The 24,286-nt window shown below is 38.6% G+C and carries 28 protein-coding genes and 1 riboswitch; of the genes, 17 read left to right on the top strand and 11 right to left on the bottom strand.

All coding sequences use genetic code 11. The features are described 5' to 3' along the window. Positions 1–6 precede the first annotated feature (6 nt). From C406_RS0117585 to C406_RS0117575, 3 genes are all read left to right on the top strand, one after another. Entirely contained in the window at positions 7–1,077 is a 1,071-nt protein-coding gene (locus C406_RS0117585; protein ID WP_017381972.1) for an iron-containing alcohol dehydrogenase family protein, read from the top strand. A gap of 988 nt (positions 1,078–2,065) precedes the next feature. Further along, positions 2,066–2,902 (top strand): YihY/virulence factor BrkB family protein, encoded by an 837-nt coding sequence (locus tag C406_RS0117580; protein WP_017381971.1) that lies wholly within the window; start codon positions 2,066–2,068, stop codon positions 2,900–2,902. Between the two features lie 201 nt (positions 2,903–3,103). Beyond that, a complete protein-coding gene (locus tag C406_RS0117575; RefSeq protein ID WP_017381970.1) occupies positions 3,104–5,095 on the top strand; it encodes a catalase in 1,992 nt (663 codons plus the stop codon). A gap of 373 nt (positions 5,096–5,468) precedes the next feature. Here the strand turns inward: C406_RS0117575 and C406_RS0117565 are convergent, their stop codons facing one another. The 7 genes from C406_RS0117565 to C406_RS0117535 form a co-directional block, all read right to left on the bottom strand. Continuing rightward, a complete protein-coding gene (locus C406_RS0117565; protein ID WP_017381968.1) occupies positions 5,469–6,218 on the bottom strand; it encodes a FixH family protein in 750 nt (249 codons plus the stop codon). A gap of 195 nt (positions 6,219–6,413) precedes the next feature. Further along, positions 6,414–6,755 (bottom strand): zinc ribbon domain-containing protein YjdM, encoded by a 342-nt coding sequence (locus tag C406_RS0117560; protein ID WP_017381967.1) that lies wholly within the window; start codon positions 6,753–6,755, stop codon positions 6,414–6,416. Between the two features lie 137 nt (positions 6,756–6,892). Next, entirely contained in the window at positions 6,893–7,456 is a 564-nt protein-coding gene (locus C406_RS0117555; protein WP_017381966.1) for a GNAT family N-acetyltransferase, read from the bottom strand. A gap of 135 nt (positions 7,457–7,591) precedes the next feature. After that, on the bottom strand, positions 7,592–8,356 hold the full coding sequence (locus C406_RS0117550) for an energy-coupling factor transporter transmembrane component T family protein (protein WP_017381965.1): 765 nt from the start codon (positions 8,354–8,356) through the stop codon (positions 7,592–7,594). Further along, positions 8,349–9,821 (bottom strand): ABC transporter ATP-binding protein, encoded by a 1,473-nt coding sequence (locus C406_RS0117545; RefSeq protein WP_443146809.1) that lies wholly within the window; start codon positions 9,819–9,821, stop codon positions 8,349–8,351. Before C406_RS0117545 ends, C406_RS0117550 begins: the two co-directional genes overlap by 8 nt. Then, positions 9,805–10,404 carry an ECF transporter S component gene (locus C406_RS0117540; RefSeq protein ID WP_017381963.1) on the bottom strand — a complete coding sequence of 200 codons (600 nt, stop codon included), beginning with the start codon at positions 10,402–10,404 and terminating at the stop codon, positions 9,805–9,807. Before C406_RS0117540 ends, C406_RS0117545 begins: the two co-directional genes overlap by 17 nt. A 1-nt stretch (position 10,405) precedes the next feature. Next, complete coding sequence (locus C406_RS0117535) at positions 10,406–11,011, bottom strand: YkoF family thiamine/hydroxymethylpyrimidine-binding protein (protein WP_017381962.1); 606 nt, start codon at positions 11,009–11,011, stop codon at positions 10,406–10,408. Positions 11,012–11,133: 122 nt separating this feature from the next. Further along, positions 11,134–11,241, bottom strand: a riboswitch (TPP riboswitch). A gap of 161 nt (positions 11,242–11,402) precedes the next feature. Here C406_RS0117535 and C406_RS0117530 point away from each other — a divergent pair. Genes C406_RS0117530 through C406_RS0117510 form a run of 5 tightly spaced genes read left to right on the top strand, consistent with a single transcriptional unit; the run spans position 11,403 to position 14,790 of the window. Further along, on the top strand, positions 11,403–11,789 hold the full coding sequence (locus tag C406_RS0117530; RefSeq protein WP_017381961.1) for a GntR family transcriptional regulator: 387 nt from the start codon (positions 11,403–11,405) through the stop codon (positions 11,787–11,789). Continuing rightward, the gene (locus C406_RS0117525; protein WP_017381960.1) at positions 11,789–12,895 is read left to right on the top strand and encodes a DUF1648 domain-containing protein; all 1,107 of its coding nucleotides are present in this window, start codon (positions 11,789–11,791) and stop codon (positions 12,893–12,895) included. Before C406_RS0117530 ends, C406_RS0117525 begins: the two co-directional genes overlap by 1 nt. A gap of 16 nt (positions 12,896–12,911) precedes the next feature. Further along, the gene (locus C406_RS0117520) at positions 12,912–13,112 is read left to right on the top strand and encodes a PLD nuclease N-terminal domain-containing protein (protein WP_017381959.1); all 201 of its coding nucleotides are present in this window, start codon (positions 12,912–12,914) and stop codon (positions 13,110–13,112) included. Beyond that, positions 13,109–14,011: an ABC transporter ATP-binding protein gene (locus C406_RS0117515; RefSeq protein WP_017381958.1), complete on the top strand. Its 903-nt coding sequence runs from the start codon at positions 13,109–13,111 to the stop codon at positions 14,009–14,011. Before C406_RS0117520 ends, C406_RS0117515 begins: the two co-directional genes overlap by 4 nt. After that, the gene (locus C406_RS0117510; protein ID WP_017381957.1) at positions 14,008–14,790 is read left to right on the top strand and encodes an ABC transporter permease; all 783 of its coding nucleotides are present in this window, start codon (positions 14,008–14,010) and stop codon (positions 14,788–14,790) included. The genes C406_RS0117515 and C406_RS0117510 overlap by 4 nt, the downstream gene beginning before the upstream one ends. 590 nt (positions 14,791–15,380) lie before the next feature. Here C406_RS0117510 and yhfH read toward each other — a convergent pair. The 3 genes from yhfH to C406_RS0117495 form a co-directional block, all read right to left on the bottom strand. Then, positions 15,381–15,509, bottom strand: coding sequence for a protein YhfH (yhfH, locus tag C406_RS20355; protein WP_017381956.1), 129 nt, complete (start codon positions 15,507–15,509; stop codon positions 15,381–15,383). Positions 15,510–15,857: 348 nt separating this feature from the next. Continuing rightward, positions 15,858–16,031 carry a membrane lipoprotein lipid attachment site-containing protein gene (locus C406_RS0117500; protein WP_192812632.1) on the bottom strand — a complete coding sequence of 58 codons (174 nt, stop codon included), beginning with the start codon at positions 16,029–16,031 and terminating at the stop codon, positions 15,858–15,860. Between the two features lie 149 nt (positions 16,032–16,180). Further along, positions 16,181–16,585: an HIT family protein gene (locus tag C406_RS0117495; protein ID WP_017381954.1), complete on the bottom strand. Its 405-nt coding sequence runs from the start codon at positions 16,583–16,585 to the stop codon at positions 16,181–16,183. A gap of 101 nt (positions 16,586–16,686) precedes the next feature. Here C406_RS0117495 and C406_RS0117490 point away from each other — a divergent pair, with 101 nt between their 5' ends. The 5 genes from C406_RS0117490 to C406_RS0117470 all read left to right on the top strand — a co-directional run bounded on the left by C406_RS0117490 (position 16,687) and on the right by C406_RS0117470 (position 20,029). After that, positions 16,687–17,397: a CBS domain-containing protein gene (locus tag C406_RS0117490; RefSeq protein WP_017381953.1), complete on the top strand. Its 711-nt coding sequence runs from the start codon at positions 16,687–16,689 to the stop codon at positions 17,395–17,397. Between the two features lie 167 nt (positions 17,398–17,564). Then, positions 17,565–17,951: a VOC family protein gene (locus C406_RS0117485; protein ID WP_017381952.1), complete on the top strand. Its 387-nt coding sequence runs from the start codon at positions 17,565–17,567 to the stop codon at positions 17,949–17,951. 110 nt (positions 17,952–18,061) lie between these two features. After that, a complete protein-coding gene (locus C406_RS0117480) occupies positions 18,062–18,679 on the top strand; it encodes an NAD(P)-dependent oxidoreductase (protein ID WP_017381951.1) in 618 nt (205 codons plus the stop codon). A gap of 16 nt (positions 18,680–18,695) precedes the next feature. Continuing rightward, positions 18,696–19,508, top strand: a complete 813-nt coding sequence (locus C406_RS0117475; protein ID WP_017381950.1) for a metallophosphoesterase — start codon at positions 18,696–18,698, stop codon at positions 19,506–19,508. 35 nt (positions 19,509–19,543) lie between these two features. Next, positions 19,544–20,029, top strand: coding sequence for a GNAT family N-acetyltransferase (locus C406_RS0117470; protein ID WP_017381949.1), 486 nt, complete (start codon positions 19,544–19,546; stop codon positions 20,027–20,029). Between the two features lie 92 nt (positions 20,030–20,121). Here C406_RS0117470 and C406_RS0117465 read toward each other — a convergent pair whose 3' ends face one another. Further along, entirely contained in the window at positions 20,122–20,313 is a 192-nt protein-coding gene (locus C406_RS0117465; protein ID WP_017381948.1) for a CsbD family protein, read from the bottom strand. 85 nt (positions 20,314–20,398) lie between these two features. Here C406_RS0117465 and C406_RS0117460 point away from each other — a divergent pair, with 85 nt between their 5' ends. The 4 genes from C406_RS0117460 (at position 20,399) to C406_RS0117445 (ending at position 24,079) form a co-directional block, all read left to right on the top strand. After that, entirely contained in the window at positions 20,399–21,130 is a 732-nt protein-coding gene (locus tag C406_RS0117460; protein WP_017381947.1) for a sulfite exporter TauE/SafE family protein, read from the top strand. 32 nt (positions 21,131–21,162) lie between these two features. Further along, positions 21,163–22,185: a PQQ-dependent sugar dehydrogenase gene (locus C406_RS0117455; protein ID WP_017381946.1), complete on the top strand. Its 1,023-nt coding sequence runs from the start codon at positions 21,163–21,165 to the stop codon at positions 22,183–22,185. A 63-nt stretch (positions 22,186–22,248) separates the two neighbouring features. Next, on the top strand, positions 22,249–22,659 hold the full coding sequence (locus tag C406_RS0117450; RefSeq protein WP_017381945.1) for a pyridoxamine 5'-phosphate oxidase family protein: 411 nt from the start codon (positions 22,249–22,251) through the stop codon (positions 22,657–22,659). 379 nt (positions 22,660–23,038) lie between these two features. After that, positions 23,039–24,079 carry a zinc-binding dehydrogenase gene (locus C406_RS0117445; RefSeq protein WP_017381944.1) on the top strand — a complete coding sequence of 347 codons (1,041 nt, stop codon included), beginning with the start codon at positions 23,039–23,041 and terminating at the stop codon, positions 24,077–24,079. Positions 24,080–24,286: the final 207 nt, after the last annotated feature.

The raw sequence follows: 24,286 nt of genomic DNA, 5'->3' as shown, positions 1-24,286 counted from the left end.
GTAATTGTGAAAGATATCATCGTTCGTGGGGCGCCAGCTGAATACGTATGTAAAAGTGGAGTGCTAGATGAACTTGAAAACAAATTACTGATTAGAAACATTAACCGTGTGCTCATTGTCTCGGGTGTGAAATCATGGAATGCGGCTAGCCACTATTTACCTAATCTGAAAAATATCCATGTGACACATATCTTCTATCACGGAGAATGTTCACTCACTGAAATTACTAGAGTGGCTAATTTAGCACAATTCAATATAGTAGATGCCATAATTGGTGTAGGTGGCGGAAAAGTGTTAGATGTGGTTAAAGCAGCAGCTTGTATAAGTGAAACGAAGGCAATCTTAATTCCAACGCTTGCTTCAAACTGTGCACCATGGACACCTTTAAGTGTAATTTATACAGATGAAGGTAAGATGACTCATTATGATGTGTACCCAATGAGTGTCGACATTCTACTCATAGAGCCGAGAATTTTAGTGGAAGCTCCCATTCCACTTCTCATTGCAGGTATCGGGGACACAATTGCCAAGTGGTATGAGGCAGATGTGCAAATTAGTAAATTAACTGATCCCTCTGTTGCACTTAAAGTCGCACATCATACAGCGAAACTGTGCGCGAATGAAATGTTCGAGAATGCACAACAGGCTATTCGTGATGCAAAAGAACAGAAATTGTCGAATGCGTTTCTCAAAGTAGTCGAATCGATTATTATGCTTGGTGGTATGGTAGGTGGTTTTGGTGATCATTTTGGTCGCACTGCTGGTGCCCACTCCATTCATAATGGTATGACGATTGTACCTGAGTCGCATAAGGCTTTACATGGAAGTAAAGTGGCCTATGGAATTTTGGTGCAGCTGCTTCTAGAACAAAAAGAGAGTGAAGTCGAGCGGCTTTTTGGTTTTTATAAAGAAATTGGTTTGCCTACGACGTTGCACGAATTGAACATTTCCGCTGAATGGATAGATGATATCGCTGAACACTCTACACGTGAAGAAGAGTCTATTCACCAAATGCGTAGTGCAAAAATGACCGCAACTGAAGTGGCGATAGCTATAAGGAAATTAGAGTCGCGTTAGTTAGTTTCAAAATGTGAGAACCCCTTACAAACGTAAGGCACTGAAAAAAATTATTATTTCTTAGCTTATGGACTAGTAAAGGTGTGATTTCCGTTTCAGCGCACTTTCATGTTTCGAAGCTAGCGTAGCGATGCAGAAACAGGCGGACGCTTTCCGCGGGCGAGCGCCAAGTCTCCTCGTCCGCTTGAAAACCCTTGCTCCTGCGGTTACTCGTCGCAAACGAATTGTACACAACTCGTTTCCTGCGGGGTCTCGTCTGTCTCGCTTTTTCCGCCGGAGTCGCCGCCTTCCACTACAATCTCTTGTAAATAATCCAAAGACAAACCTACTATTTTGATATTGATACAGTCTTTCTGTTTCGTAAAGGTTGTTATACAAGAAAAGAAGGCCTATTCTGTGACAATAAAATCGACAGACATAAGAATCAAGAAGCCTTTCAAAGTAGTAAGGAATTTAAGAAAAAGCGAAATGACGCTATAAATTCGAAGCGAAAAATAGTGAATTGAAATAGACTCGGGTATGATGTAGCATCATCTGCATGTCTATTTGATATGCAGATGCAAGAAGCCATAGACATATTCGTAGTAAACGAGTAAGCAATACGAAAGAAAAGGCAACATTTCGTTCAAATTTGAACGAAATGTTGCCTTTTTCAATTTAAACACACTTACAAATTTTAAAAACGTAACTTTTTTAGTGGCCTCTACAACCGTAAGGGTTTTTTTTCATATACTATAAACTATTGTTATTTTTTAAGTTCATGTACTATTAATTTATCGCTAACGGAATGTTATTGATAGTAAACGAATATAGTAATGAGACGAGTTCAACGATGACTGTACACTTAGTAGCAGTTTTTCATTCTCAATCTATAGATACTATAATACACACCCCTGAAAACGCTATACAATTACTGTTAAATTCAACTTACTCACTTACCCGTTTTTCTGTCACAATACTATTAATAATAAGCTTGGGGGAACAGTACATGGAGCTTGTAAAGAACGTTTTTGTGAGATTTTTTAAGGAAAGATTTTTTGATGAAGCGGCACAAACAGCTTACTATCTTCTGTTATCAATCTTCCCTTTTCTAATTTTTATCTTGTCACTCATCAGCTTTTTCCCAATAAATCCACAGCAAATATTAGATTTCTTGAAACCTTTTGCGCCTGGTGATTCTTTTTCTCTTATTGAAGATAATGTCACAAATATCTTAGCTTCGGATAAAGGTCGAGTGTTATCGCTCAGTTTACTTTCTGCATTTTGGGTTTCATCTATGGCTGTGCAGGCTCTTGCACGTGCACTAAATGGAGCAAATGGCATAAAAAGCACACTACCGTTTTGGAAAGGGTTGCTTCGAGATCTTGCTGTAACACTTTTGTTTATGATGCTAGTGCCTCTTTCTTTATTTTTACCGTTCATTGAAAGTGGATTGCACTGGTTAGTGTCGTATTCAGGTTCTGTTAATGCTTGGCATGGGTGGATTTATATTTGGCCAGTCGTCAAATGGGGGATTGGTTCAGTATTTTTGTTTCTATTCTTCCTGCTCTTCTATAAAATTTTACCAAATGAAAAACTGACTTTGCGTGAAGTTTGGCCTGGTGCTTTGTTTTCGGCGGTAGGTTGGCAAGTAGTTTCGCTCGTTTTTGCAAACTACGTTTCGAATGTTAATTATACGCGTTTATACGGTCAACTCTCAGGGATTATCGTACTCGTGCTGTGGTTCTATTTAACGGCTGTGGTGATTTTATTGTCAGGATTACTGATTGCAGAGGTGCGAAAGATTCGGAAGTCTATAAAACGGAGCAGTGTAAATTACCGTTGAGAAATTTACTGAATGATAAGATGTATTTTATTTTCTATGTTATGTTTGTGATTTTTTTGATTGAAAAACAAAAGAATACGTATGTTTGCCCGCCAGCTAATTGGTGGGCTTTTTATATTTGCTAAAAATGATTCGAATAGGTCATTAATGGTAAAAACTATACAGAAAACAAACAATCCATGTACTTTAGGAGGCATTAAAATGGGGAAAAATAGAAAAGATGAACAGTTAGAGCAATTTCGAGTGGATGACCGTAATAAAAAGATGACGACGAATCAAGGGGTGAAAGTGTCAGAAGATGAGTTTTCTTTAAAAGCGGGTTTACGTGGTCCCACGTTAATGGAGGACTTTCATTTTCGTGAAAAAATGACGCATTTCGACCATGAGCGAATTCCAGAACGCGTTGTACATGCGAGAGGATTCGCAGCACATGGTGAGTTTGAATTGTATGAATCAATGGAGCAGTATACGAAAGCAGGATTCCTATGTGATACGTCTATGAAAACACCTGTTTTTGTACGTTTTTCAACAGTTGTAGGATCTAAAGGCTCAGCTGAGACAGTGCGAGATGTACGTGGATTTGCGACAAAGTTTTATACGCAAGAAGGTAACTATGATTTAGTCGGTAACAACATGCCAGTATTCTTTATACAAGATGCGATTAAATTTCCCGATTTAGTTCACGCAATAAAGCCGGAACCACACAATGAAATGCCACAAGCATCATCTGCACATGATACATTTTGGGACTTTGTCGCCAATAACCAAGAGTCAGCACATATGATTATGTGGTTGATGTCTGACCGCGGTATACCCCGAAGTTTCCGTATGATGGAAGGCTTCGGTGTACATACCTTCCGCTTTGTAAATGCAAAAGGTATAGCTCATTTTGTGAAATTCCATTGGAAACCAGTATTAGGTGCTCATTCATTGGTGTGGGATGAAGCACAAAAAATTAGTGGAAAAGACCCAGATTTCCATCGTCGTGATTTATACGACTCCATTGAAAGTGAAGATTTCCCTGAATACGAATTAGGTGTTCAAATACTGGCAGAAGCGGATGAATTTACATTTGATTTTGATGTGTTAGATGCGACCAAGATTTGGCCGGAAGAAGATGTGCCAGTCAAAATTATTGGGAAAATGACACTCAATCGCAATGTAGACAATGTCTTTGCTGAAACAGAGCAAGTGGCATTCCATACGGGACATGTTGTTCCAGGTATCGATTTTACAAATGATCCTCTCTTGCAAGGTCGTTTGTTCTCGTATACCGATACGCAATTAATTCGACTAGGTGGACCTAACTTTCATGAAATCCCAATTAACCAACCGGTATGTCCTTTCCATAACAATCAACGGGACGGTTATAACCGAATGACGATTAATAAGGGTCCAGTGAGTTATCATAACAATTTTCTAGCGAGCAATACACCTGCGACTTCAAGTCCTGAAGAAGGTGGTTTCGAGCATTACCAAGAGAAGGTAGAAGGTCGTATAGTACGCAATCGAAGTGATAGTTTTAAAGACCACTTCTCACAAGCGACGTTGTTCTGGAACAGTATGAGTAATGTCGAGAAAGAACATATTGCAGAAGCGTTTTGCTTTGAAATTGGGAAAGTAAAAAATAAGTCGGTTAAGCAACAAGCGGTTGATATGTTTGCAAACGTTAACTTAGAGCTAGCGAAAGTGATTGCAGATTCTGTCGGTGCAAATCCGCCAACGAGTGGTGGTTCTGCTATTACAAAAGCATCACCTGCCCTAAGTCAAGAAAACATGGTGAAGAAACCAAGTACACGTAAAGTTGCTGTTATTGCGAATCGAAACGGTGATGTAAATCAGCTTGGAAAAGTCGTGCAAGAATTTAAAGACTCTGGGTTAAAAGTAGAGATTGTTAGCGATAAACTGGGGAACATCGGTACACTACCAATTGCTCAAACATTCATAACGACTGATCCAGTTTTGTTTGACGCGATTTATGTAGCAAGCATGAGTGATGATAAGAAATTCAAAAAAGAATGTAATCGGTACGTAATGGAAGCATTTAATCACTATAAAGCAATTGGAGCTACCTTAAACGCAGTATCTATCCTTGAAGCAAAAAAAGGAAATCCTGGCGTTGTAAACAGCGGAGAAGTACCAGCGTTTGTAGATGCAGTTACAGCGCATCGTCACTGGAATCGTGAAGTATAAAGAGATGAAATGAGGGGCTCACAACAGAGCTCCTCATTTATTTTTGTGATTTTGCGGCGAATGCGCGACAGTTGCTGCCTAAAAATACATCGCTCAAAGTAGCTTAGTTGTAAATATTGGCGGTCACGTTGTAATTATGGAAGGTCACGTTGTAATAATAGACCTCCACGTTGTAAAAATCGGTATTGACGTTGTAATAGTAAAAATATGGAATGTTGTTAAAGGTCAAATGCTAATGGATAATGGTATTTTTGGATGAAAAAGGGGTCAGTTGAAAATTTGCTGGTCAAGTTGGAGTTGGTCTCAAAGTTGCGATGAACAACAAAAGGGTTATCCGTGAGTGACATACACTCACGGATAACCCTGTTTATATTTATTTAACGGTGTAAGTCTTTTTCTCGTGATCGTGTAAGTTATCACCTTTTGTTACATGAACTTCTATATCGTAGGTACCTGACTCGGTAAATGTAAATTCTGTTTGATAAACACCAGCTTCTTTTTCTTGAGCATCCACCCATGTATGTTGGTGAGAATCATTACGGAAAATTTCATATTGAACACGCGCATCTTCAAGTGGTGCGTCCGATAGTGAAACGTTGGCTACTAACATGGTAGCTTTTCCAACAGTGGTCGTTCCCTCTGTAAAATCAATCGTTGTAACTTGTTCTTGATGGAGATCTTCACCGTGTGATGCTTCTTCTTCAGTAGTCGTAGTAGCATTTTCTCCACCTATTACGTTTATTTGTTTTGTAGGCATCGTATGCATGGTACGCGCTGTCACATGTGACGTAATATCATACAAGTCGTTTGTTTCAAATGTATATTTAATTTCGTAGTGTTTGTTTTTATTTAATGTAGCTTCAATCATTTCTTTTTCACCAGTAGTCAAGTTCACGACTTCAAACATCACTTCATCAGCATCTTCTACAATTTTCCCACCTTGACTAACGACTGCAGTAAAGAATACTTCTTCTCCTACAGTTGCAGCTTCTGGGACAGTTAAATCAACTTCTAGTATTTCAGGTACTTCATCAGAAGTTGTTGGTTTCGGTTCTTCATTGATTCCACACGCACTTAGCGTCAGTGCTGCAAGGATTGAGCCTATTGCAAAAAATCGTTTCATTTATCATGCGCCTCGATTCCATTGTTTCATGCCATTGTAGCAAAAAATCATATTAACTGCTGTGACGGAAATCAGAATTATTTTTCTTGATTAACTATAGGAACAGGAAGATAGGGAGGTGGAGGACTAAGGGGGCGCTTGCATACAAATATATAATCCCCACAAAAACGGAAAAGTGTTTAAGTAGGGAATAGTTTAAACTTTTTTAACAAATTCGGATTTTAATTTCATAGCTCCAATACCATCAATTTTGCAATCAATATCATGATCTTCATCAATTAAACTAATATTTTTAGCTTTAGTCCCTATTTTAATAACTAATGAAGTCCCTTTTACTTTTAGATCTTTAATTACGGTTACAGAATCCCCATTGTTTAAGATATTTCCATTTGCATCTTTGTAAATCTTTTTAGCTTCACTTTTTTCTGTTTCTACTTCCAAAGTCCACTCATGAGCACATTCTGGACAAACAAAAAGACTGCCATCTTCGTATGTGTATTCGGAATTACATTTTGGGCAATTTGGTAATTCATTCATTAGTTCATTTCCTCCAATTAGTATAAATAATTATTCTTAATTATATTTGAAATCCAGCAATAAAGTGGGTAATATCTTCTATTATATACGTAAAATACTTCATAACTAAGTTTCTCATACCTCATAGCTGAAATTTTTCACAGAACTTTAACCATGTGATGGAAGGCTCCACCATAGATTTCCCAAGGTTCTGCTACGTGATACCCAACCCGTTTGTATAAACGAATAGCTGCTTCTTTTTCTAGTTCTACATTAAGTGCAACTTTAGAAAAGCCAGTGTCACGCGCTAGGTGCTCTGCGTGAGCTAGTAATAAACTGCCAATACCTTGCCCTCTAAAGTCAGGATTTACGGAGACTGTATCAACATAGTATTCATCTTTACGTGCTTCAGGTGGGATTATAATAGAATCTCCAGATTTTTCACGTAACCACGTCACTAAGTTCGCATCTAAACGAACAGCGTCGGCTCCAGAATACAGCACCATTACGCCCATGATCTTATCGTCTCTTTGTGCAATACAAGTTGTTAAATAGGAATGTCGATTGTCTTCGCGCTTAAACAATTGAATTAACTCTTTTTGCACGGCAGCGGGTTCCTTTTCGCCAGTCATTTGCTCAGCAATATCGCCTATAGCTTCCAGTATAAGGGGAACAGCTATTTCAGCATCTGATGGACGTGCTTTTCGTATATGTATGTTCATGATGTTCAGCTCCTTCACTCCATTATACCAAAAATCATGGAATTCCCTCCATAGCCCCTATAGTATGGATGCAAAAGCTATGAAAAAAATCGCCTTTTGACAGTTTGTGTCATTAGGCGATTTTGTATATGTTCATTAGTAACTAAGTAACAATCCTGCCACACAACTTCCTAGTAACAAACCCATAATGATTGCTGTCAACAACCAATCTCGCCCTACGATGCGAATAGGTTCGTAATACGTAGAACGTCGCTCGCCAGTAAAGCCTCGTGCTTCCATAGCGAAGGCGGTGCGTTCTGCACGACGTACTGCTCCTGCAAGTAATGGAATTAATAATCTTCGCATGCCTAATAGTCGTTGCCACATATGTTTTTCTTCACCAATTCCCCGTAATCGGTGAGCATGGCGAATTTGAATGAGTTCATCTTTTACAACGGGTAAAAACTGATAGCCAACCATCACGCCATACGCGAGTTTGGGGGATAGGCGTAACTGTTGCATTAAACTCATCACAAATTTCACCGGATCAGTTGTAAATGCAAACATCATCGACATAGATGAGAAAGCGAAGACACGGAAAGCTAAAGATAAAGCCGTATTCCACTGTACATTAGTCACTTCAAACCCACGCCATACGAAAATGACTTCGCCACTTGTATCAGCTGCAAATAACACAGTCGTCCATAAATAACCGATCGCGGTAAATCCAATGGGAATCATAAACAAACACCAAATCTTCCAGTTCACACGACTAAACAACAGTTGCAAAAGAATGACACCTGTGAAGAACAGGAAAGGAGTCCATGGATTGAAAAACCAGGCTAAAGTCAACATAGAAACTAAAACTAAAATAAATTTCAAACTAGGATTCATAGCGTGTAACCATGCGCGACTAGCCATGTGAAATCACTCCGTTCGATGACGCCAATTTGTGATGGGTTAACAGCTTTGATTGTTGCCACAACACATCATTTTCAAAACGACCACTTAATTCACCATTGTTTATTAAAAAAACAGTGTCCGCAATAGCAGCTGCAAACGTCATATCATGCGTCACAATCAACACAGCTAATCCTTCTTTTGCTCGGGCATCAATTAAATGAAATAATTCTAGGAGAGCAGCAGCATCTTGGCCGGATGTAGGTTCATCTAGCAATAGGACAGGTCTTTTATCAGCAAGCATTGCACCAATGGCCACGCGTCGTTTTTGACCATGACTGACTGCAAAAGGGTGCGCTTGCTCAATTTCATTCAAACGTAGTCGAGTCATGATGTCAGAAATCTCTTCATCGTTTGCATGATTAGAAAATCGGATTTCCTCTGCTACGCGTTGCGTGACAAACAAATGCTCTGGTGACTGTGGAACGTAACCTGGAAGTTTGTTTCCGCTCTCAATACGTCCCTGTGATTTTTTTAAGATACCGCATACTGTTTTTAAAAAAGTAGACTTCCCACTGCCGTTAGGGCCTGCAAGTACGGCAATTTCCCCTCGTTTGAGGCTGAGGGAAATATTCCTTAACAACTGTTTGTCTTTTACATGGACACTTACATTTCTTGCTTCAAACGCTAATTCCGGTTCAATAGTGGATTTTCGTTTCGGGAAAACGATAGGAGATCGTGTCGGATTTTCTTCAATGGAAAAGGCCCCTGAAGTTGTGACATGAACTGCACGATTAAAAAATGTCCCCCACACATCTAGGCGATGCTCAATCGCGACAATCGTTAAAGCGTGTGACAATTGCAAAGCATCTAACCATTCGACATAATGTTGCGCTGTTACTGGATCCAGATGGGCAAGAGGTTCATCGAGCAACAACACTTCCGGGTCCATTAAAATCGCACAAGCGGTTGCTACACGTTGTTTCATTCCTCCAGATAACGTTTGAATGGTCGAGTGACGAATATCAGAAAGTCCTGTCATTTCGAGTGTAGTGGTGATGCGTTGCTCCATTTCTAAGCGCGAGACGTGTAAGTTTTCTAATGTGAAAGCCATCTCTTGTTCAACGGTTGGCATACAGAACTGTGTATCAGGATCTTGAAATACAGTTGCAATTCGACGGTTAATTTCCCCAGCAGCATAAGTCGCCGCATCTTTATTCCAAAGGGAAATAGATCCTTCAACTTCACCATCACAATTGTCGGGGTACAGGCGATTCATTAAATACAATAAGGTGCTTTTCCCACATCCACTAGGACCAAATAAAACGACTCTATCCCCACTTTGTATAGAGAAAGAAATATTTCTGAAAATGGGCACTTCATCGTCTGGAAATTGAAAAGTGACATCTTTGAAGTTAATAATTGGCTGAGTAGCTTCTGTTTTAATAGTTGATCTTGTAAGGAGGCTATTAACCAAGGGCCTCACCTTTTATTTTGTGCTTGTTAGATGTTTCACGTGAAATCGCATATCCACGAAGAGCACCAGTTGCGAGTAAACCGTCCGATAAATACTTGCCACCTAAACCTGCAATGACAGCCCCGCTTATGACACGTAGCGTAAACATTAAAACTAACAAAGAAGGATCAAGCGCTGAGTAACCAGACACTAAAAAACCGAATGCAAAGCTAAAGACTGCGGAACCGACACCAGCTAAACACAGTACCCACCAGTTATAGCGTTTATAACCAGTTGCTGCAAATGCAGCTTCTGCTCCTAAGCCTTGAACAATACCTGATAAAATCAAGCGCGGACCAACTGCATTGCCAATCATCACTTCAATCATAGCAGCCATCGTTTCCGACAATAGAGCGGCACCTGGTTTTCGAATGATGTAAGCAGCAATAATGGAGACGATAAACCAAATCCCAAACATCCATTCATACGCAATCGGACCAATTAAACCTGCCCAAATATTTCCGACATGGACAAATAGTAAATACACAACAGCAAACACAACGGCAAGTACTGACATTAAAACGACTTCTTTCAGTTTCCATGACTTCAACATACTACGCCTCTCCTTTGTGAGAAGGACTATTGATGCTCATGTTAACAGTCATCACTAAGTGTTTATGTTGTTCTGAACGAGCATGTGTAAAGGATTCTTCTAGGAACGCAAATACTTCGTGAATATCACCATGGAGTCCACTCGCATAATGCATCGAGTCATTAAAAACACCATATTCTTTTGCACGAGCGACTTCTTTATAAATGACTGACATATAGTCAGGGTTATTCATTGGATAGAGCGCAAACTGTGATGATACATATTGTTTAATCTCCCGAATTTGAGGTTCGTTTAACAAGGTATCATCTTTCTCTAAGTAAACATCTCCCGCAGAATCCCCAGGGCAGCCAATCGAAAAGGTTCCGTTAAATGCCACATGTGCACCTGTTTTCGCTGCATATAACACGATGGATCTCACTGTATCAAAGACGTGAATTTGTTTACCTCGCATGACTGTACTTACGTCGTCGGTATGCATCCAGACATTTGATGTATCCGCTTCGCGTCGAGCCCCTTTAATAATCTTAATAAAATTGTCTGCCATTGGGTGAATTGAAAACCGCAACCCCACAATTGGACTAATCCCACAACTAAACTCTTGTTTCATTCCCATCTCCTCCTTCAAATTGGTGTGACTAGAGAAGAAGTTATCCCAAAGTCACCGTTTTTGAACATAAAAATAGCCACATTCGACGTGGAATGCAGCTGTTTTGCTCAAAGAAAAGTTGGGCAAAAGTCGCCGCACTTCCTCACGCCAGTATTACCTGGATCGAGTGTTAAGGGATCGGAGCTAATGCTCTCATCTCAGCCAAAAATATAGCACCCCTAGTGCAGTAATCGTATGTAGTTTTTTAAATGTTTAAGAACGGCTTCATTGTAACGTATGAAAAACAGATTGTAAACCAAGCAAAAAATAAAACTTGTCAGTAATGAAATACTGTTCTATATTATGTATAACAAAACTGTTCTAGTATTAATAGAACAAGCGGGGGTCGCATATGTTTATTGAAATTGAAGCGAATTCGGCCATGCCGATTTATTTGCAATTGGCCCAACAAATTATTGAAGGTGTTGCGAAGGGTAGCTTGAAACCGGGCGATTCATTACCATCTGTTCGCGCATTTGCTGCAGACCTTGGCATGAATATGCATACCGTAAATAAAGCGTATCACTATTTAGAAGACAAGGAATTCATCCGAATTGTACAGAAAAAAGGCGTATTCATTCACGAAAATGGAGTTCGGAAAGCTTCTGAACTAGATCGTCTACGCTTGATAAAAGAATTACGTCCAATTGTTGCAGAAGCACTTTGTTTACAAATGTCTTCAGCAGAAATCGAGCTGTTAATAAAAGAAATTAGTATAGACTTGAAGGAGGAAAAGTAATGGCTGCCGTCATGTTTATGGTCATTTTAATTTTCATTATTGTCATTCAAGCTTTCTTACCAAAGTTTTTAAAAGACAGTGAAGCATTTGGGATATACATTCCCGATACTCACGTCAAAGACAAACGACTGGAACAGATGAAAAACCGCTATACACAACTCGTTTTAACAAGTGGCATAGTGATTCTTGCGATTTTTATCGGTTGGCTTTGGATGTTTAGTCCCGCTGAAGAAAAAGTTGTTTATGTTGGGATGGCCGCTCAAATAGTGGCATTACTTTTCTCAATGGGACTTTATGCAAAAAACCATATCGCCTTAGCCAATTGGAAGAAAGACGAAAAGTGGACTGAGGGCCAGAGTGAGCGAAAAGTGGTAGACCTACAATTTCGCGAACAACTTAAACTGCTACCAAATGTGTACTTTGTCTTACCCATGTTTATAACTCTCGGTTTAGGTATTTTGGGGTTAAGCCAATACGACACGCTACCTAATCAGATTCCAACACATTGGGGACCAAGCGGCGAAGCAGATGCATTCGCGGAAAAAACTTGGATTTCGGTAAGTGCTTTACCTTTCATGACACTTATTCTTCAAGGGATGATGCTATTTTTCAATGGAGCCATGAAACAATCGGGTGCGAAGATTCAGGTCCGACATAAGAAACGTTCGCGTGAGCAACAACTTGCTTTTCGGAAATATTCAAGTTGGTTATTATTTGTTGTAGCGATTGCCGTAACTTTGCTGATGGGCTATCTACAATTGACGATAATTTACCCTGAAACGATGTCTTCAAGTGTTACATTAGGTTTCACACTAGGCTTTTTAGTCATCATACTGGGATCCGTTCTTTACTACACTGTAAAAGTAGGGCAGAGCGGTACAAGAATTGCGGTGTCTGAGCAAGATGTGGATGCTGTAGATGTTATTGATACGGACGATGATCAATATTGGAAGTTAGGCTTAATTTATGTGAATAAAAATGATCCGAGTATTTTGGTTGAAAAAAGATTTGGGATTGGTTGGACTGTAAATATGGGACATAAAGGCAGTTGGATTTTCCTTGTCTTATTATTTGGTAGTATTTTTTTGATAGCAACATTACTTTGAAAAAGGAGTGGTAGAAATGGATTTTCTGGAGAACATTTCATGGGGGCTTATCGCGCCAATATTTATTATTCAACTTTTATTAGTAGTTATTGCACTTATTGATTTATTAAAAATATCTCAGACTAACGGACCTAAGTGGGTGTGGGCATTAGTCATTATTTTCATTAATATTTTGGGGCCAATTGTTTACTTCATTATCGGGAGAAAACAATCATGACAACAATTTTAGAAGCACATAACTTAACGAAAACATATGGGTCAGAAGCGGCTGTAAATGAAGTGAGCTTTTCACTTACTGATAAATCATCGACTGCTTTAATTGGGCCTAATGGTTCCGGAAAAACGACGACATTATCGATGTTAGCGGGGTTATTACAGCCGACAGCAGGTGTGATTTCATTAAATGGTGAAGAACATGCAGATGTTCGAAAAAGTATAGGATTTCTTCCACAGTATCCTCAATTTTTCTCTTGGCTAACAGCATTAGAGTTTACAGAAATGGCCGCGAAACTAAGTGGAATGGAGTCACGTCATGCAAAGCTGGAAGCACAAAAAACGCTCGAATTTGTAGGGCTAGGGGAAGCGTTACGGAAAAAAACCGGTACTTTCTCTGGTGGGATGAAACAACGCCTTGGATTAGCGCAGGCCATTGTGCATAAACCAAAATTATTATTGCTGGATGAACCAGTCTCCGCACTCGATCCAGTCGGAAGACGTGAAATTATGAATTTATTGAAAAGCTTGCAACAAAACATGACGATTTTATATTCTACTCATATATTGAATGATGCTGAGGAGATGACGGATCAACTACTGTTTTTACGAAAAGGTGAATTAGTAGAACAAGGTTCACTAGGAGATGTGAGAGCGAAGTATGATACACCACGTTATCGCGTGGAATTTACGAGTGACCAAGATGCGCTCACTTTTGCCGCAAGGGCTTCATGGAAAGTAAGTTATCAAGGGAGATTTGGCTTTATTAACATGAATAATGAATTGCCAGAGATGAAAGAACTGTTGGCTTATTTAGCTACTAGTGGACTAGACGTTAGGAAAGTCGAGCGTCAAACGTCTAGCTTAGAAGAAATCTTTATGAAGGTGGCGGGACACGCATGAGAGATTTACTGGTTTTATTCCAAAAGGAGTGGCGTGAAAACACCCGTAACTTTAAAATCTTATGGATTCCATTGATTTTCATTTTCTTCGGGATCACTGAACCGGTAACTAATTATTACTTGCCTCAAATATTAGAGGCAGTTGGAAATATACCAAAAGACGCGATGTTCCCATTCCCTGAATTTACACCCGCGCAAATTCTGATGTCCACAATGGGACAGTATCAATTCATTGGCATGCTGGTCATCGTACTTGCTTTTATGGGGACAATTTCGAGAGAACGAAAGGATGGAACGGGGACATTAATTTACGTTCGACCGATTTCATTTTTAAGCTATTTTCTTAGTAAGTGGAAAGTTGTCGGCATCATTGTGTTAGGAAGTGTATGGCTCGGGTTATTGACGAGTTGGTATTACACGGAGCTATTATTTGGAAATGTCGCCGCTGCGGATTTCTTTGCATTCGCTGGTACCTATAGTGTATGGATTGTATTTGTAGTGACTGTTATTTTAGCTGCGAGTGCCTGGTTACCAACAGGAGGCGCTGCTGGAGTATCGCTCGGATTGGTGTTGGGGGTTCAAATAATAGATTCCTTACTAGGGACTTATTGGACTGTGTCACCATGGAAGCTATCAACCTATGCGACGCAGTGGTTGACAGGATCACCAGATGTAACTCACTTCTGGTTGAGCATTGTAGTAACGATTTTGGCAGTCATAGCGTTGTTAGCCTTTGGCGTATGGATGTCAAAACGCAATGCATCTAAAACTAAAGTGTAAATTGAAATATATTCCAAAATGAAATGCAACGAATTAAAAACATGCTTATCATGAGTGCCAGGTTGACAGAGATGTTGTGCAGGTTGACAGAATGACGCTCCAGGTTGACACTATGCTGTGCCAGGTTGACAGAATACCGATCCAGGTTGTACAAAAATTGTTGGAAAGTTGTTGTCAAAACAGCAAACGCGACGGCCAAAGCCGTGTTGGAATACACTTATGGCTGTAAATATTAAAAACTCTTAAGAGTGAAATTAGCGAGAACTAATAGTGTAACCAAGCACATAAAGACACACTGAAGGTGTTTTACCTTCAGTGTGTCTTTATGTCGAACAGTGGATTTTATGAATACGCGAAACACCTGCGTTCGCTTGAACAGAAACTCAAAGTACTATTGGTTCCCTAGAATTGATGCAGATGCCAAGTTCTTGTAAAAAAGATACTAATAGATCATCCATCACTGTACCTTTGAGTAACCGGCTTATTATTAATATCTCAAAATTCTTCTCTTCACAAGAGTTTTTTTGTCTACGATCTCTATAATACTCATTTTTATTTTGCTTTTATAATTTCAAACAAAACCATATTATTTACTCTTCATGTTTACCCATACAATGCTCACATTCGTATAAATATGATTCATGTTGCTCATTAATTTTACATCCACATTCACGACATTCTTTTTCAGGTAAGTTCCGGTAAAATTCTAAAGTTTTCATTTTTACTACCCCCATTAATTTTTTATTAAATTCATTGTACTATAACAGATTAATAAAAACAAAACTGTTATAAAATTTAATTTAAATATTTCTAAACCCATACTTTTACATACAAAAAATGTTGATAATAATAGTTTATTTAAGGTTGTTATATTCAGAACGTTTTCATCAAAAAATAGTGGCCACATTAAAAAAATCGTAACCGGTGTAGTATGTTTGCATGTGAATTTCCTTCTAAATGTCTATATCTACCTATTCTAAAGCACCTAACTTGTGGTTAATCAGTTTAGTGAAAATTGAAATCCCCCTCCAAAATAAAATGGAGAGGGACTGTCTTTTGAAAAATCATCACTTATTTGTATTTGACATATCGGATTTTTCATCTTCCGTCATTGACTCTGGTACGAATTCTCTTTCTTGCCCACTTGGTTCCTCTTGAGTACCAATGGCACCTCCATTATTATCAGTTCCACATCCTGTAAGCATAAACATAGCTAAAATAGCGAATAATAAAGATTTCATATACAAATTTTTTCCTCCTGTATCAACCTAATTTTACTTTCAAGTTTAGGTTGCTCCAGCAGGTGTGAAATATGTATTTTAAAATGACTAAAAATTTAGATATTTCTGTGGTTTTTCTGCTTTTTTTTCTGCAATAGTACTTGAAGCTTTTATCTTCCGGGTCTGCGATTCTCCTCTGATTTGAACCATGCACGAATTCCTTTTCGGGCAAAAGGTTCGTCTTCAAAACGAGGAAGGATATGAAAATGAGCATGAGGGATTGATTGATTCGAAGCTTCCCCCACATTCCAACCTAGCGTATAGCCGTCGGGTGCATAATTGTCGTCGGCATATGTTTTCACTTGTTGCATTAATTCGTATGTGGCTCCCCATTCTTCAGGAGTTAAATCAAACACTGTTTGGCGATGGATTTTTGGAACGATGAGTCCACTACCTTCTAAAATGGTTTGATGATCTGGATGTTGTAAATAACGACAATACTTATTTTCAAATATGATGTATTGTTGTGAATCATTTTCTGGATGACAAAAAGGACAATTTATTACTTTCTCCAAATGTAACACCTCCTCTAAAATCAATTGTAATAAAATCAAAAGATAATAAGCAAACTATGGCGAATGAAATGAGAAATGAGTAACAATGGGAGGAATTAAAGATGGATTCACAAGAGCAGACAAAGTTTAGAAATTCTGATCGCTTCTTAACGGCTTTTCGTCGAATGGAACAATCAATGAAAGAAATTATTGGAACTACCGATCGTTTATCATTTCATAAATTAGTTGATCTTTCTAAGCGTAAAAATGCAATCATCCGTAGATATGAAGAAAAATTACGTGAATATGCCACTCTGCGAAATGCGATAGTACATCATAAAACATCTACTGAATATGCAATTGCAGAACCTCACGATGAAATTATCGAAGCACTTGAATTAATTGGTGAGGCGGTAGCGAGGCCGGTCACAGTAGGTGAAATGTTTGAAAAAAACGTAAGCATCCTCCAAGCTAAAGATACGTTAAAGGACGCTTTACTAATAATTCAAGAAAAACAATATTTACAAATACCTGTGTATAATGGGAAAGTTTTTATTGGTTTATTTACATCAGTGGGACTTATGTTTTGGATTGCAAACAATGTCGAAAAAGGAGATATTTCCTGGGAAATAACAGTAGAATCCACACTTAAACATGAAAATAAAAAGGAGAATCATCTTTTCGTTCCCCGTGAAATGTCCATTTTCGAGGCTGAAGAAATATTTAAAGAGTCGCTGGCCAATGGCAGAAGACTAGAAGCCTTGCTTATCTCTGATCAACTAGGTTTAGTGGGCATCGTCACAGTGTTGGATTTGATGAAAATTAAAACTTAGGAGAATCTCAAATAAAGCAAAGAAAAAACCCTTCCAACGTCTGGGAGGGTTGCCGCCTATTATTATTCACTCAAGAAATCATACATATTGTCTTCATTGCTGATAATACTTTTAGAAAAAGCAGAAAAATTTTACTATGGTATTCTAGATATAAAGGGGGATACAACATGTTACATCACGTAGAAATGAACGTTTCAAAATTACAGAAATCACGAGAGTTTTATGACTTATTATTGCCGAAACTGGGCTATACACTGTATCAAGAATGGGAATTTGGATTTAGTTATATATTCGATCATACATATTTAGTATTTGTTCAAACAATCGAAAAGCACTTAGAGGCTAGCTACCATAGGTCGGAAACAGGACTTAATCATCTCGCGTTTCACGCACAATCACGTGAGCAAGTGGATGAAATCACTAGAATTTTAGAGGGACAAGGAACGAATATTCTCTACAAAGACAGACACCCGTATGCTTCAGGTAAGGATGTATATGCCGTTTTCTTCGAAGATCCAGATCGCATGAAGTTGGAAATTGTAGCTCCTAATTAGGAGTGTAAAGTCGTCTTTTATACTATTTTCTATGACATTGATTTAACCTCGTTAGCCAGAAAGTTTAAATTGCTTTATGATTATATAAAATAGGTTTGGGGGGGATTTCCATGAATATTACGGTATTCGGTGCAACTGGAAGAGTTGGAAAAGAATTTTTACGTCGTGCACTCGAAGATGGACTTCACGTGACTGCACTAGTGCGCACACTATCAAAATTAACGCCACATGAAAACTTAACCATCCTTCAAGGAGATATTCGCGAGTATGCCTCTGTAAATCAAGCAATTGAAGGCGCAGATGCTGTATTTAGTGCAATTGGAACAGATAAAACAACGACATTAACTGAAGCAATGCCACTAGTTATAGAAGCTATGAATAAAGAAAACGTTAAACGTATTGTCACAATTGGCACAGCAGGAATTTTGCAAAGCCGTTCCAATCCTGAAGAATATCGATTCCAATCATCGGAATCTAAACGTCGTTTAACCTTTGCAGCAGAAGAGCATGCAAAAGTATACGAACAACTTGCCGCTACGAGTTTAGAGTGGACGATTGTGTGTCCCACTTATTTACCTGACGGTGAAGCAATAGGACAGTGGAGAATAGAACGCAACTTCTTACCGGTGGATGGCGTTAGAATATCAGTCGGAGATACAGCATTTTTTGCTTACAAAGAAATGCTAGACCCGCAGTTTATCAATTCAAGAGTTGGTCTTGCGTATTAAGTAGAAGGAGCTCCTTATGTTTAAAAAACTAGTAAAATACTTTCTTGTTATTGCAAGTTTGATTGTATTTTTGTACGTCAATAATAACTGGCTTACTGTCTCAAATCACATAGTTGAATCATCACAAATCCCAGCTTCTTTTGACGGATATCGTATTGTACAAGTGTCTGATTTACATGATGCTACTTTTGGTGAAAACCAACAACGTTTAGTTAATAAAATTCAACAAGAGAAGCCAGATATGATCGTGATTACAGGAGATATAATCGATAGCAATCGCTATGATTTACAAAATAGTTTAGATCTCATTGATCAAATTGTTGAATTAGCTGATGTTTATTATGTAACAGGTAACCATGAAGTAGCTACAAATGATGTCGATCGAATTAAAGAACAATTAACAGCTCGAGGAGTTCACGTTCTATCCAATGAAACACTTACTATTGAACGTGATGGTGAGACCATTTCCTTGACTGGGATTGAAGATCCTTTAATGGGAGACGTCTCTACAGATATGCTTGCTGCTTCTAATGTACCAAGTGATGCGTTTACGCTACTACTGGCGCATCGACCAGAAGATTTTCAAGCTTACGTTGATGCTGGAATAGATGTAACATTTTCAGGTCATGCACATGGGGGACAGTTTCGAATCCCATTCGTTGGTGGGCTTGTTGCTCCAGGACAAGGCTATTTCCCGAAATTTACAGCAGGCATTTATGAACAGGACCAGTCGAAACTTATTGTCAGCCGTGGTCTTGGAAACAGTATAATCCCAATTCGATTATTCAACTTGCCTGAAATCGTAGTAGTGACGTTAAAGTCGAACTAATTTCCTGTAATTACAATTAAAGGAGGCGGTCCATCATGCTACAATCCATTAAACTTGTACCTTATGATTCAATTCACCAGTCAGGATTCGAAGTTTACCCATTACCACCAGAACAACTGAAATATACATCGCTTCCGTTAGACCTTCTTACTAACGATGCCCAATCTAAATTACCGGTCACAATTTTAGCAGAAAACATGATTGTAGGCTTTTTTGTGTTAGATGTCAGTGATGATCGCTACTTTTACACAGACAATCCAAACTCCATTTTATTTCGTGGATTTTCGATTCACCCAGATTATCAAGGACAAGGCATCGCAAAGAAAGGTCTTCAAGCCCTGCCAGCTTTTATCCATAAACAATTTCCTCAAATTGATGAGGTAGTTCTTGGTGTGAATATACATAACGAACCTGCTCAACATGTTTATATGAAAGCAGGTTTTATAGACGAAGGTCGTCGACACATGGGAGCTAAAGGTCAACAATTTGCTCTGCATTTACATGTATCGTATCCAAAATAATTGTTGTAGATTAAAGCAATCATAATAGATATTGATTACTAATTTATGGTTTACAAAAAAACAGTTGCCCTCAATTAAGAGCAACTGTTTTATCATTCCTTATTTGTATGACGTTCTTTTGCTTCACCAATTTTTTCTTGTACATTCCCTTTAACTTTGTCAATCTTACCTTCAGCTTGTAATGAGTTATTATCTGTCGCGTTACCGACCTGATCTTTTACTTCACCTTTGGTTTTATTTACGCCGCCTTTAAGCTTGTCTGAAAATCCAGTATTTTTTGTCATTGTAAGTTCCTCCTAAAAGTTAGTTAATCATAAAATACCCATTTCAAGTTGTTATAAACAAACTGTTACTAGAAAGAGGATGCTCATGGAATACATTTGGTTAGTGATCATTGGTTTAATTGCCAATGTGCTCGGCACGCTCGCTGGTGGTGGAGGTTTGATAAGTTTACCTGCCATGCTCGTTATGGGAATTCCTGTTCATTCCGCCATCGGAGCAAATAAAGTCTCGAATACAGTCAGTTCATTATCCAGTTTTATCGTGATTTACAAATATAAAGAAGTGACTGTGAAAGAAGCAATGATTATGATGCCTTTGTGTCTTGGAGGGGGGATTGCAGGAGGATTAGTTGCATCTGTATTAACCGAGAGTACCATGACAATTATTGCAGTTTTATTGCTTAGCTTCGCTTTACTGACTTCATTTTTAGGGTCGAGTGATTTTAATGGAAACCGACCTCTCGTGGTAAATAAAAAAAATGGGGTTACTCTATTTGGGATTGGCCTATACGATGGAGTTTTTGGACCAGGTTCAGGCACATTGATGATGTATGTGTTATCACATCTGGGTATTTCATACATACGAGCAGTTGGACTCGCACGCATTGCGATTTTTTCCAGCTGTTTTGGTGCATCCATTACTTACATAGCAACAGGGAAAATTATGTGGGCTGTGACGATTGCATTGTTAATAGGATCCGTCAGTGGTGCGCAAATAGGTGTTCATCTTGCACGAAAGTTGAAAAAAGAATACGTAAAACCGTTGTTGCGCATAGTAACTGTGGCATTACTTATTCAAATTATCGTATCCAATATATAAACATGTGAAATAAGTGAAAGAGGTGGCAAGTAGTGAAAAAATTACTTTTACTAGCAGTAAGCCTTGTTGTTATGAGTGGTTGTGGATTTCTAGCAGAAGGAGAAACTACCGCCAAACCAGAAACCTTTAAAGAAGTGGCCACAAACCTTCAAGTACCATGGTCAATTAATCAAGTAGGTGACGAATTTTACATATCTGAGCGTGTCGGTACGATTGCTTATGTAAAAGCAGATGGTACAGTCGAACATCAGGAAGTAGAATTTTCATCTCCCCTAGCTAATGTATCTGAAGCGGGTTTACTTGGATTTATCTTGAAACCTACCTTCGCAGAAACAAAAACGGCATTTGCTTATTACAATTATGATGAGGGAGAAGGTCCATTCAATCGTATTGTGACGTTAAAATTAGAAGGAAACGTCTGGCAAGAAACAGACATACATTTAGATGGGATCTCAACTGGCAATGTACATCATGGAGGCCGTCTTGAAATTGGTCCCGATAATTTGTTGTACGCGACAATTGGAGACGCATCGAATCCGAATTTAGCTCAAGACCCAACATCAAAAAACGGTAAAATACTCCGCTTAAATGCTAATAATCAATGGGAAACGGTGAGTCTTGGTCATCGCAATCCACAAGGTCTAGCATGGTCTGATGAAGGTGTTTTATTTGCAGCTGAACATGGACAATCTGCAAAAGATGAAATAAATAAAATTGAACAAGGCCAGAATTATGGCTGGCCACTAATTGAAGGCAGTGAAGAGCGTGAAGGTTTCGTATCGCCTCTACTTCATTCAGGTGAAAAAACTACATGGGCACCTTCAGGCATGACTTTTCATAAGGGTAAATTATATATTGCAGCACTTCGTGGAGAAGGCATATTAGTGGTTAATGTTGAGACAGCAGAGCTGGAAGAGACCATTACGGGATTTGGGCGTATTCGAGATGTTTTTTCGAATGGAGAAGAACTATACTTTATTTCAAATAATACGGATGGTCGGGGAAAAGCGCATGAAAATGACGATAAGCTTTACCAATATGTAGATAAAAAATAGCATATTGGTATGTTTAAGTGACGGCAGTGAAAGGAATACTTTCACAAAGGAGCTGATTTTCAAGTGAGTAAAAAACAAGCATTAAATATTTTAAACGAAAGCCGAATTGGGACAATGGCAACAGTACAAAGTAACAAACCCCATTCAAGATATATGACGTTCTATAATGAGGACTTCACACTTTACACGCCAACGAATAAAAATACACATAAAGTCGAAGATATTGAAGCCAATCCGTATACGCATATTTTGATTGGCTATGAAGGAGAAGGCTTTGGAGATGCATTTTTAGAGATTGAAGGAAAAGTTAGTGAAAGTACAGACGAAAGTTTAAAAGAAAAAATATGGAAAGATAATATGAAGCATTGGTTCGAGGGTCCAGATGATCCAAATTTACTGATTTTAGTAGTGAAACCATCAACCATTCGCCTAATGAACAAAAGTGGGAAACCACCTGAAACCATTGAGTTTTAGGCATAACTTATCTGTTACAAGAAAAGCTCACTCACTGTTGAGAGTGAGCTTTTTGTGTTCCTAATACCACTTATTAATCAAACTCGTCTCAGAAGATGAGGTGCAAAAATGACGATCTATATTGCTCTACTCAGGGGAGGTTATGTCAACCTAGGGTGTACGCAAGATGTATGCCAGTTCAGCGATTGAATTGATGTTTTTACGGACGGATTATCCAGATGTTGTTCAACTAAGGGAAGGATAGTTGAATAAGACGCTAATAAAGGTAATAATAGCGAGTGAATAGCAAATATTTTTTGAAAGTAATTATGTGCAATTACTTAAGCTATGGATGTAATAAATTTTATACTAACTCAAACAATAGAAAGGTGATAACTCTATGAAAGCTGTTCAAGTGACTGGATACGGTGATGTAGATAAGTTAGAAATAGTTGAATTAGCTATGCCAGAACCTAAAGACAATGAAGTGCTCATTAAAGTAAAGGCTTGTGCCATTAATAATACGGAAATTTGGATGAGAGAAGGAGCTTACGGTACTGGTTCGAAGTCCGGATGGCGACCAGAAGGAGTACAATTTCCCCGAACACCCGGTTCTGATATATCAGGGAGAATAGTAAAGGTAGGAAAACTTGTAGAGGAATCCATGATTGGAAAAGATGTTGTCCTTTTCCCATTCACATCAAGTGGAGATGAAGGGTTCGAACATATTTCAGAAGATATGTCCTTCATTGGTTCAGAATATGATGGTGGATATGCGGAATACGTGGTGTGGAATGCTGACCTATGTTTTGATATGCCTCTTTCCAACTATACAGAAAGTGGGGTTTTCTCTGTTAGTGGTTTGACTGCATGGCATATGGTTGAACAAATTCAAGCTCAACCTGGGGAGACTATCATGGTAACTGGGGCAAACGGTGGTGTTGGATCTTTAAGTGTACAAATTGCCTCTAAAGTATTTGGTGCTAAAGTCATTGCTATTGTTGGTGACTTAGACTTGGAAGAAAGAATGATGGAACTAGGAGCAACACACGTTTTGTCTTATAAATCAGATAATCTTGCAAAAGAAATAATAGAAGTAAATGGTGGTCCGATTGACTCAGTATTAGATGTTGTAGGCGATGCTTTGTTCTCAACCTCCCTTCAGGTACTGAAGAAGGGTGGGAAATTCTGTACATCTGGGTCTGCAGGTGGTCAGAACACAGAACTTGATTTTAGAACTTTGTATTTAAAACATATTACTCTTTATGGGTCTGTTTTGGGCACTAGGGGAGAATTTAAACGTATGCTTAACGCTATTTCTGAAGGTAAAATTAAACCAGTCATCGATCGGACTTATCCTTTGGAAAAAGCAAGAGAAGCTCAACTTTATTTTAAAAACTCAGGGAAGTTAGGAAAGATTGTCTTGCTGCCAGAAGAATAAGTAAATTCTAAATTAAACCATCTCTTACTTGGGGGTGTTTTAATTTTTGTTCAGTTTGAAAACTGACTTTTCACAGGGTAATTTATTGAGGTTTACTCAGTTGAAGAACTGAAATTTGATACGAAGTGGATGTTAGGATTTTAGTTTCTTATGGATGAGGAAGTTGGTAACTTCCTCATCCAGGTGTTAGTGTGCCCAGCATGGGCG

The sequence above is a fragment of the Paenisporosarcina sp. TG-14 genome, assembly GCF_000297555.1.
Taxonomy (GTDB): Bacteria; Bacillota; Bacilli; order Bacillales_A; family Planococcaceae; genus Paenisporosarcina; species Paenisporosarcina antarctica.
The sequence above is the reverse complement of the archived record's forward strand: the minus strand, read 5'-3'. Positions and strand labels throughout refer to the sequence as shown.

Excerpts from the sequence above, each read along its gene's own strand:
- C406_RS0117580 (WP_017381971.1), top strand. The coding sequence starts at position 2,066 with ATGGAGCTTGTAAAGAACGTTTTTGTGAGATTTTTTAAGGAAAGATTT.
- C406_RS0117575 (WP_017381970.1), top strand. The coding sequence starts at position 3,104 with ATGGGGAAAAATAGAAAAGATGAACAGTTAGAGCAATTTCGAGTGGAT.
- C406_RS0117565 (WP_017381968.1), bottom strand. The coding sequence starts at position 6,218 with ATGAAACGATTTTTTGCAATAGGCTCAATCCTTGCAGCACTGACGCTA.
- C406_RS0117560 (WP_017381967.1), bottom strand. The coding sequence starts at position 6,755 with ATGAATGAATTACCAAATTGCCCAAAATGTAATTCCGAATACACATAC.
- C406_RS0117555 (WP_017381966.1), bottom strand. The coding sequence starts at position 7,456 with ATGAACATACATATACGAAAAGCACGTCCATCAGATGCTGAAATAGCT.
- C406_RS0117550 (WP_017381965.1), bottom strand. The coding sequence starts at position 8,356 with ATGGCTAGTCGCGCATGGTTACACGCTATGAATCCTAGTTTGAAATTT.
- C406_RS0117540 (WP_017381963.1), bottom strand. The coding sequence starts at position 10,404 with ATGTTGAAGTCATGGAAACTGAAAGAAGTCGTTTTAATGTCAGTACTT.
- C406_RS0117535 (WP_017381962.1), bottom strand. The coding sequence starts at position 11,011 with ATGAAACAAGAGTTTAGTTGTGGGATTAGTCCAATTGTGGGGTTGCGG.
- C406_RS0117530 (WP_017381961.1), top strand. The coding sequence starts at position 11,403 with ATGTTTATTGAAATTGAAGCGAATTCGGCCATGCCGATTTATTTGCAA.
- C406_RS0117525 (WP_017381960.1), top strand. The coding sequence starts at position 11,789 with ATGGCTGCCGTCATGTTTATGGTCATTTTAATTTTCATTATTGTCATT.
- C406_RS0117520 (WP_017381959.1), top strand. The coding sequence starts at position 12,912 with ATGGATTTTCTGGAGAACATTTCATGGGGGCTTATCGCGCCAATATTT.
- C406_RS0117515 (WP_017381958.1), top strand. The coding sequence starts at position 13,109 with ATGACAACAATTTTAGAAGCACATAACTTAACGAAAACATATGGGTCA.
- C406_RS0117510 (WP_017381957.1), top strand. The coding sequence starts at position 14,008 with ATGAGAGATTTACTGGTTTTATTCCAAAAGGAGTGGCGTGAAAACACC.
- yhfH (WP_017381956.1), bottom strand. The coding sequence starts at position 15,509 with ATGAAAACTTTAGAATTTTACCGGAACTTACCTGAAAAAGAATGTCGT.
- C406_RS0117500 (WP_192812632.1), bottom strand. The coding sequence starts at position 16,031 with ATGAAATCTTTATTATTCGCTATTTTAGCTATGTTTATGCTTACAGGA.
- C406_RS0117490 (WP_017381953.1), top strand. The coding sequence starts at position 16,687 with ATGGATTCACAAGAGCAGACAAAGTTTAGAAATTCTGATCGCTTCTTA.
- C406_RS0117485 (WP_017381952.1), top strand. The coding sequence starts at position 17,565 with ATGTTACATCACGTAGAAATGAACGTTTCAAAATTACAGAAATCACGA.
- C406_RS0117480 (WP_017381951.1), top strand. The coding sequence starts at position 18,062 with ATGAATATTACGGTATTCGGTGCAACTGGAAGAGTTGGAAAAGAATTT.
- C406_RS0117475 (WP_017381950.1), top strand. The coding sequence starts at position 18,696 with ATGTTTAAAAAACTAGTAAAATACTTTCTTGTTATTGCAAGTTTGATT.
- C406_RS0117470 (WP_017381949.1), top strand. The coding sequence starts at position 19,544 with ATGCTACAATCCATTAAACTTGTACCTTATGATTCAATTCACCAGTCA.
- C406_RS0117465 (WP_017381948.1), bottom strand. The coding sequence starts at position 20,313 with ATGACAAAAAATACTGGATTTTCAGACAAGCTTAAAGGCGGCGTAAAT.
- C406_RS0117460 (WP_017381947.1), top strand. The coding sequence starts at position 20,399 with ATGGAATACATTTGGTTAGTGATCATTGGTTTAATTGCCAATGTGCTC.
- C406_RS0117445 (WP_017381944.1), top strand. The coding sequence starts at position 23,039 with ATGAAAGCTGTTCAAGTGACTGGATACGGTGATGTAGATAAGTTAGAA.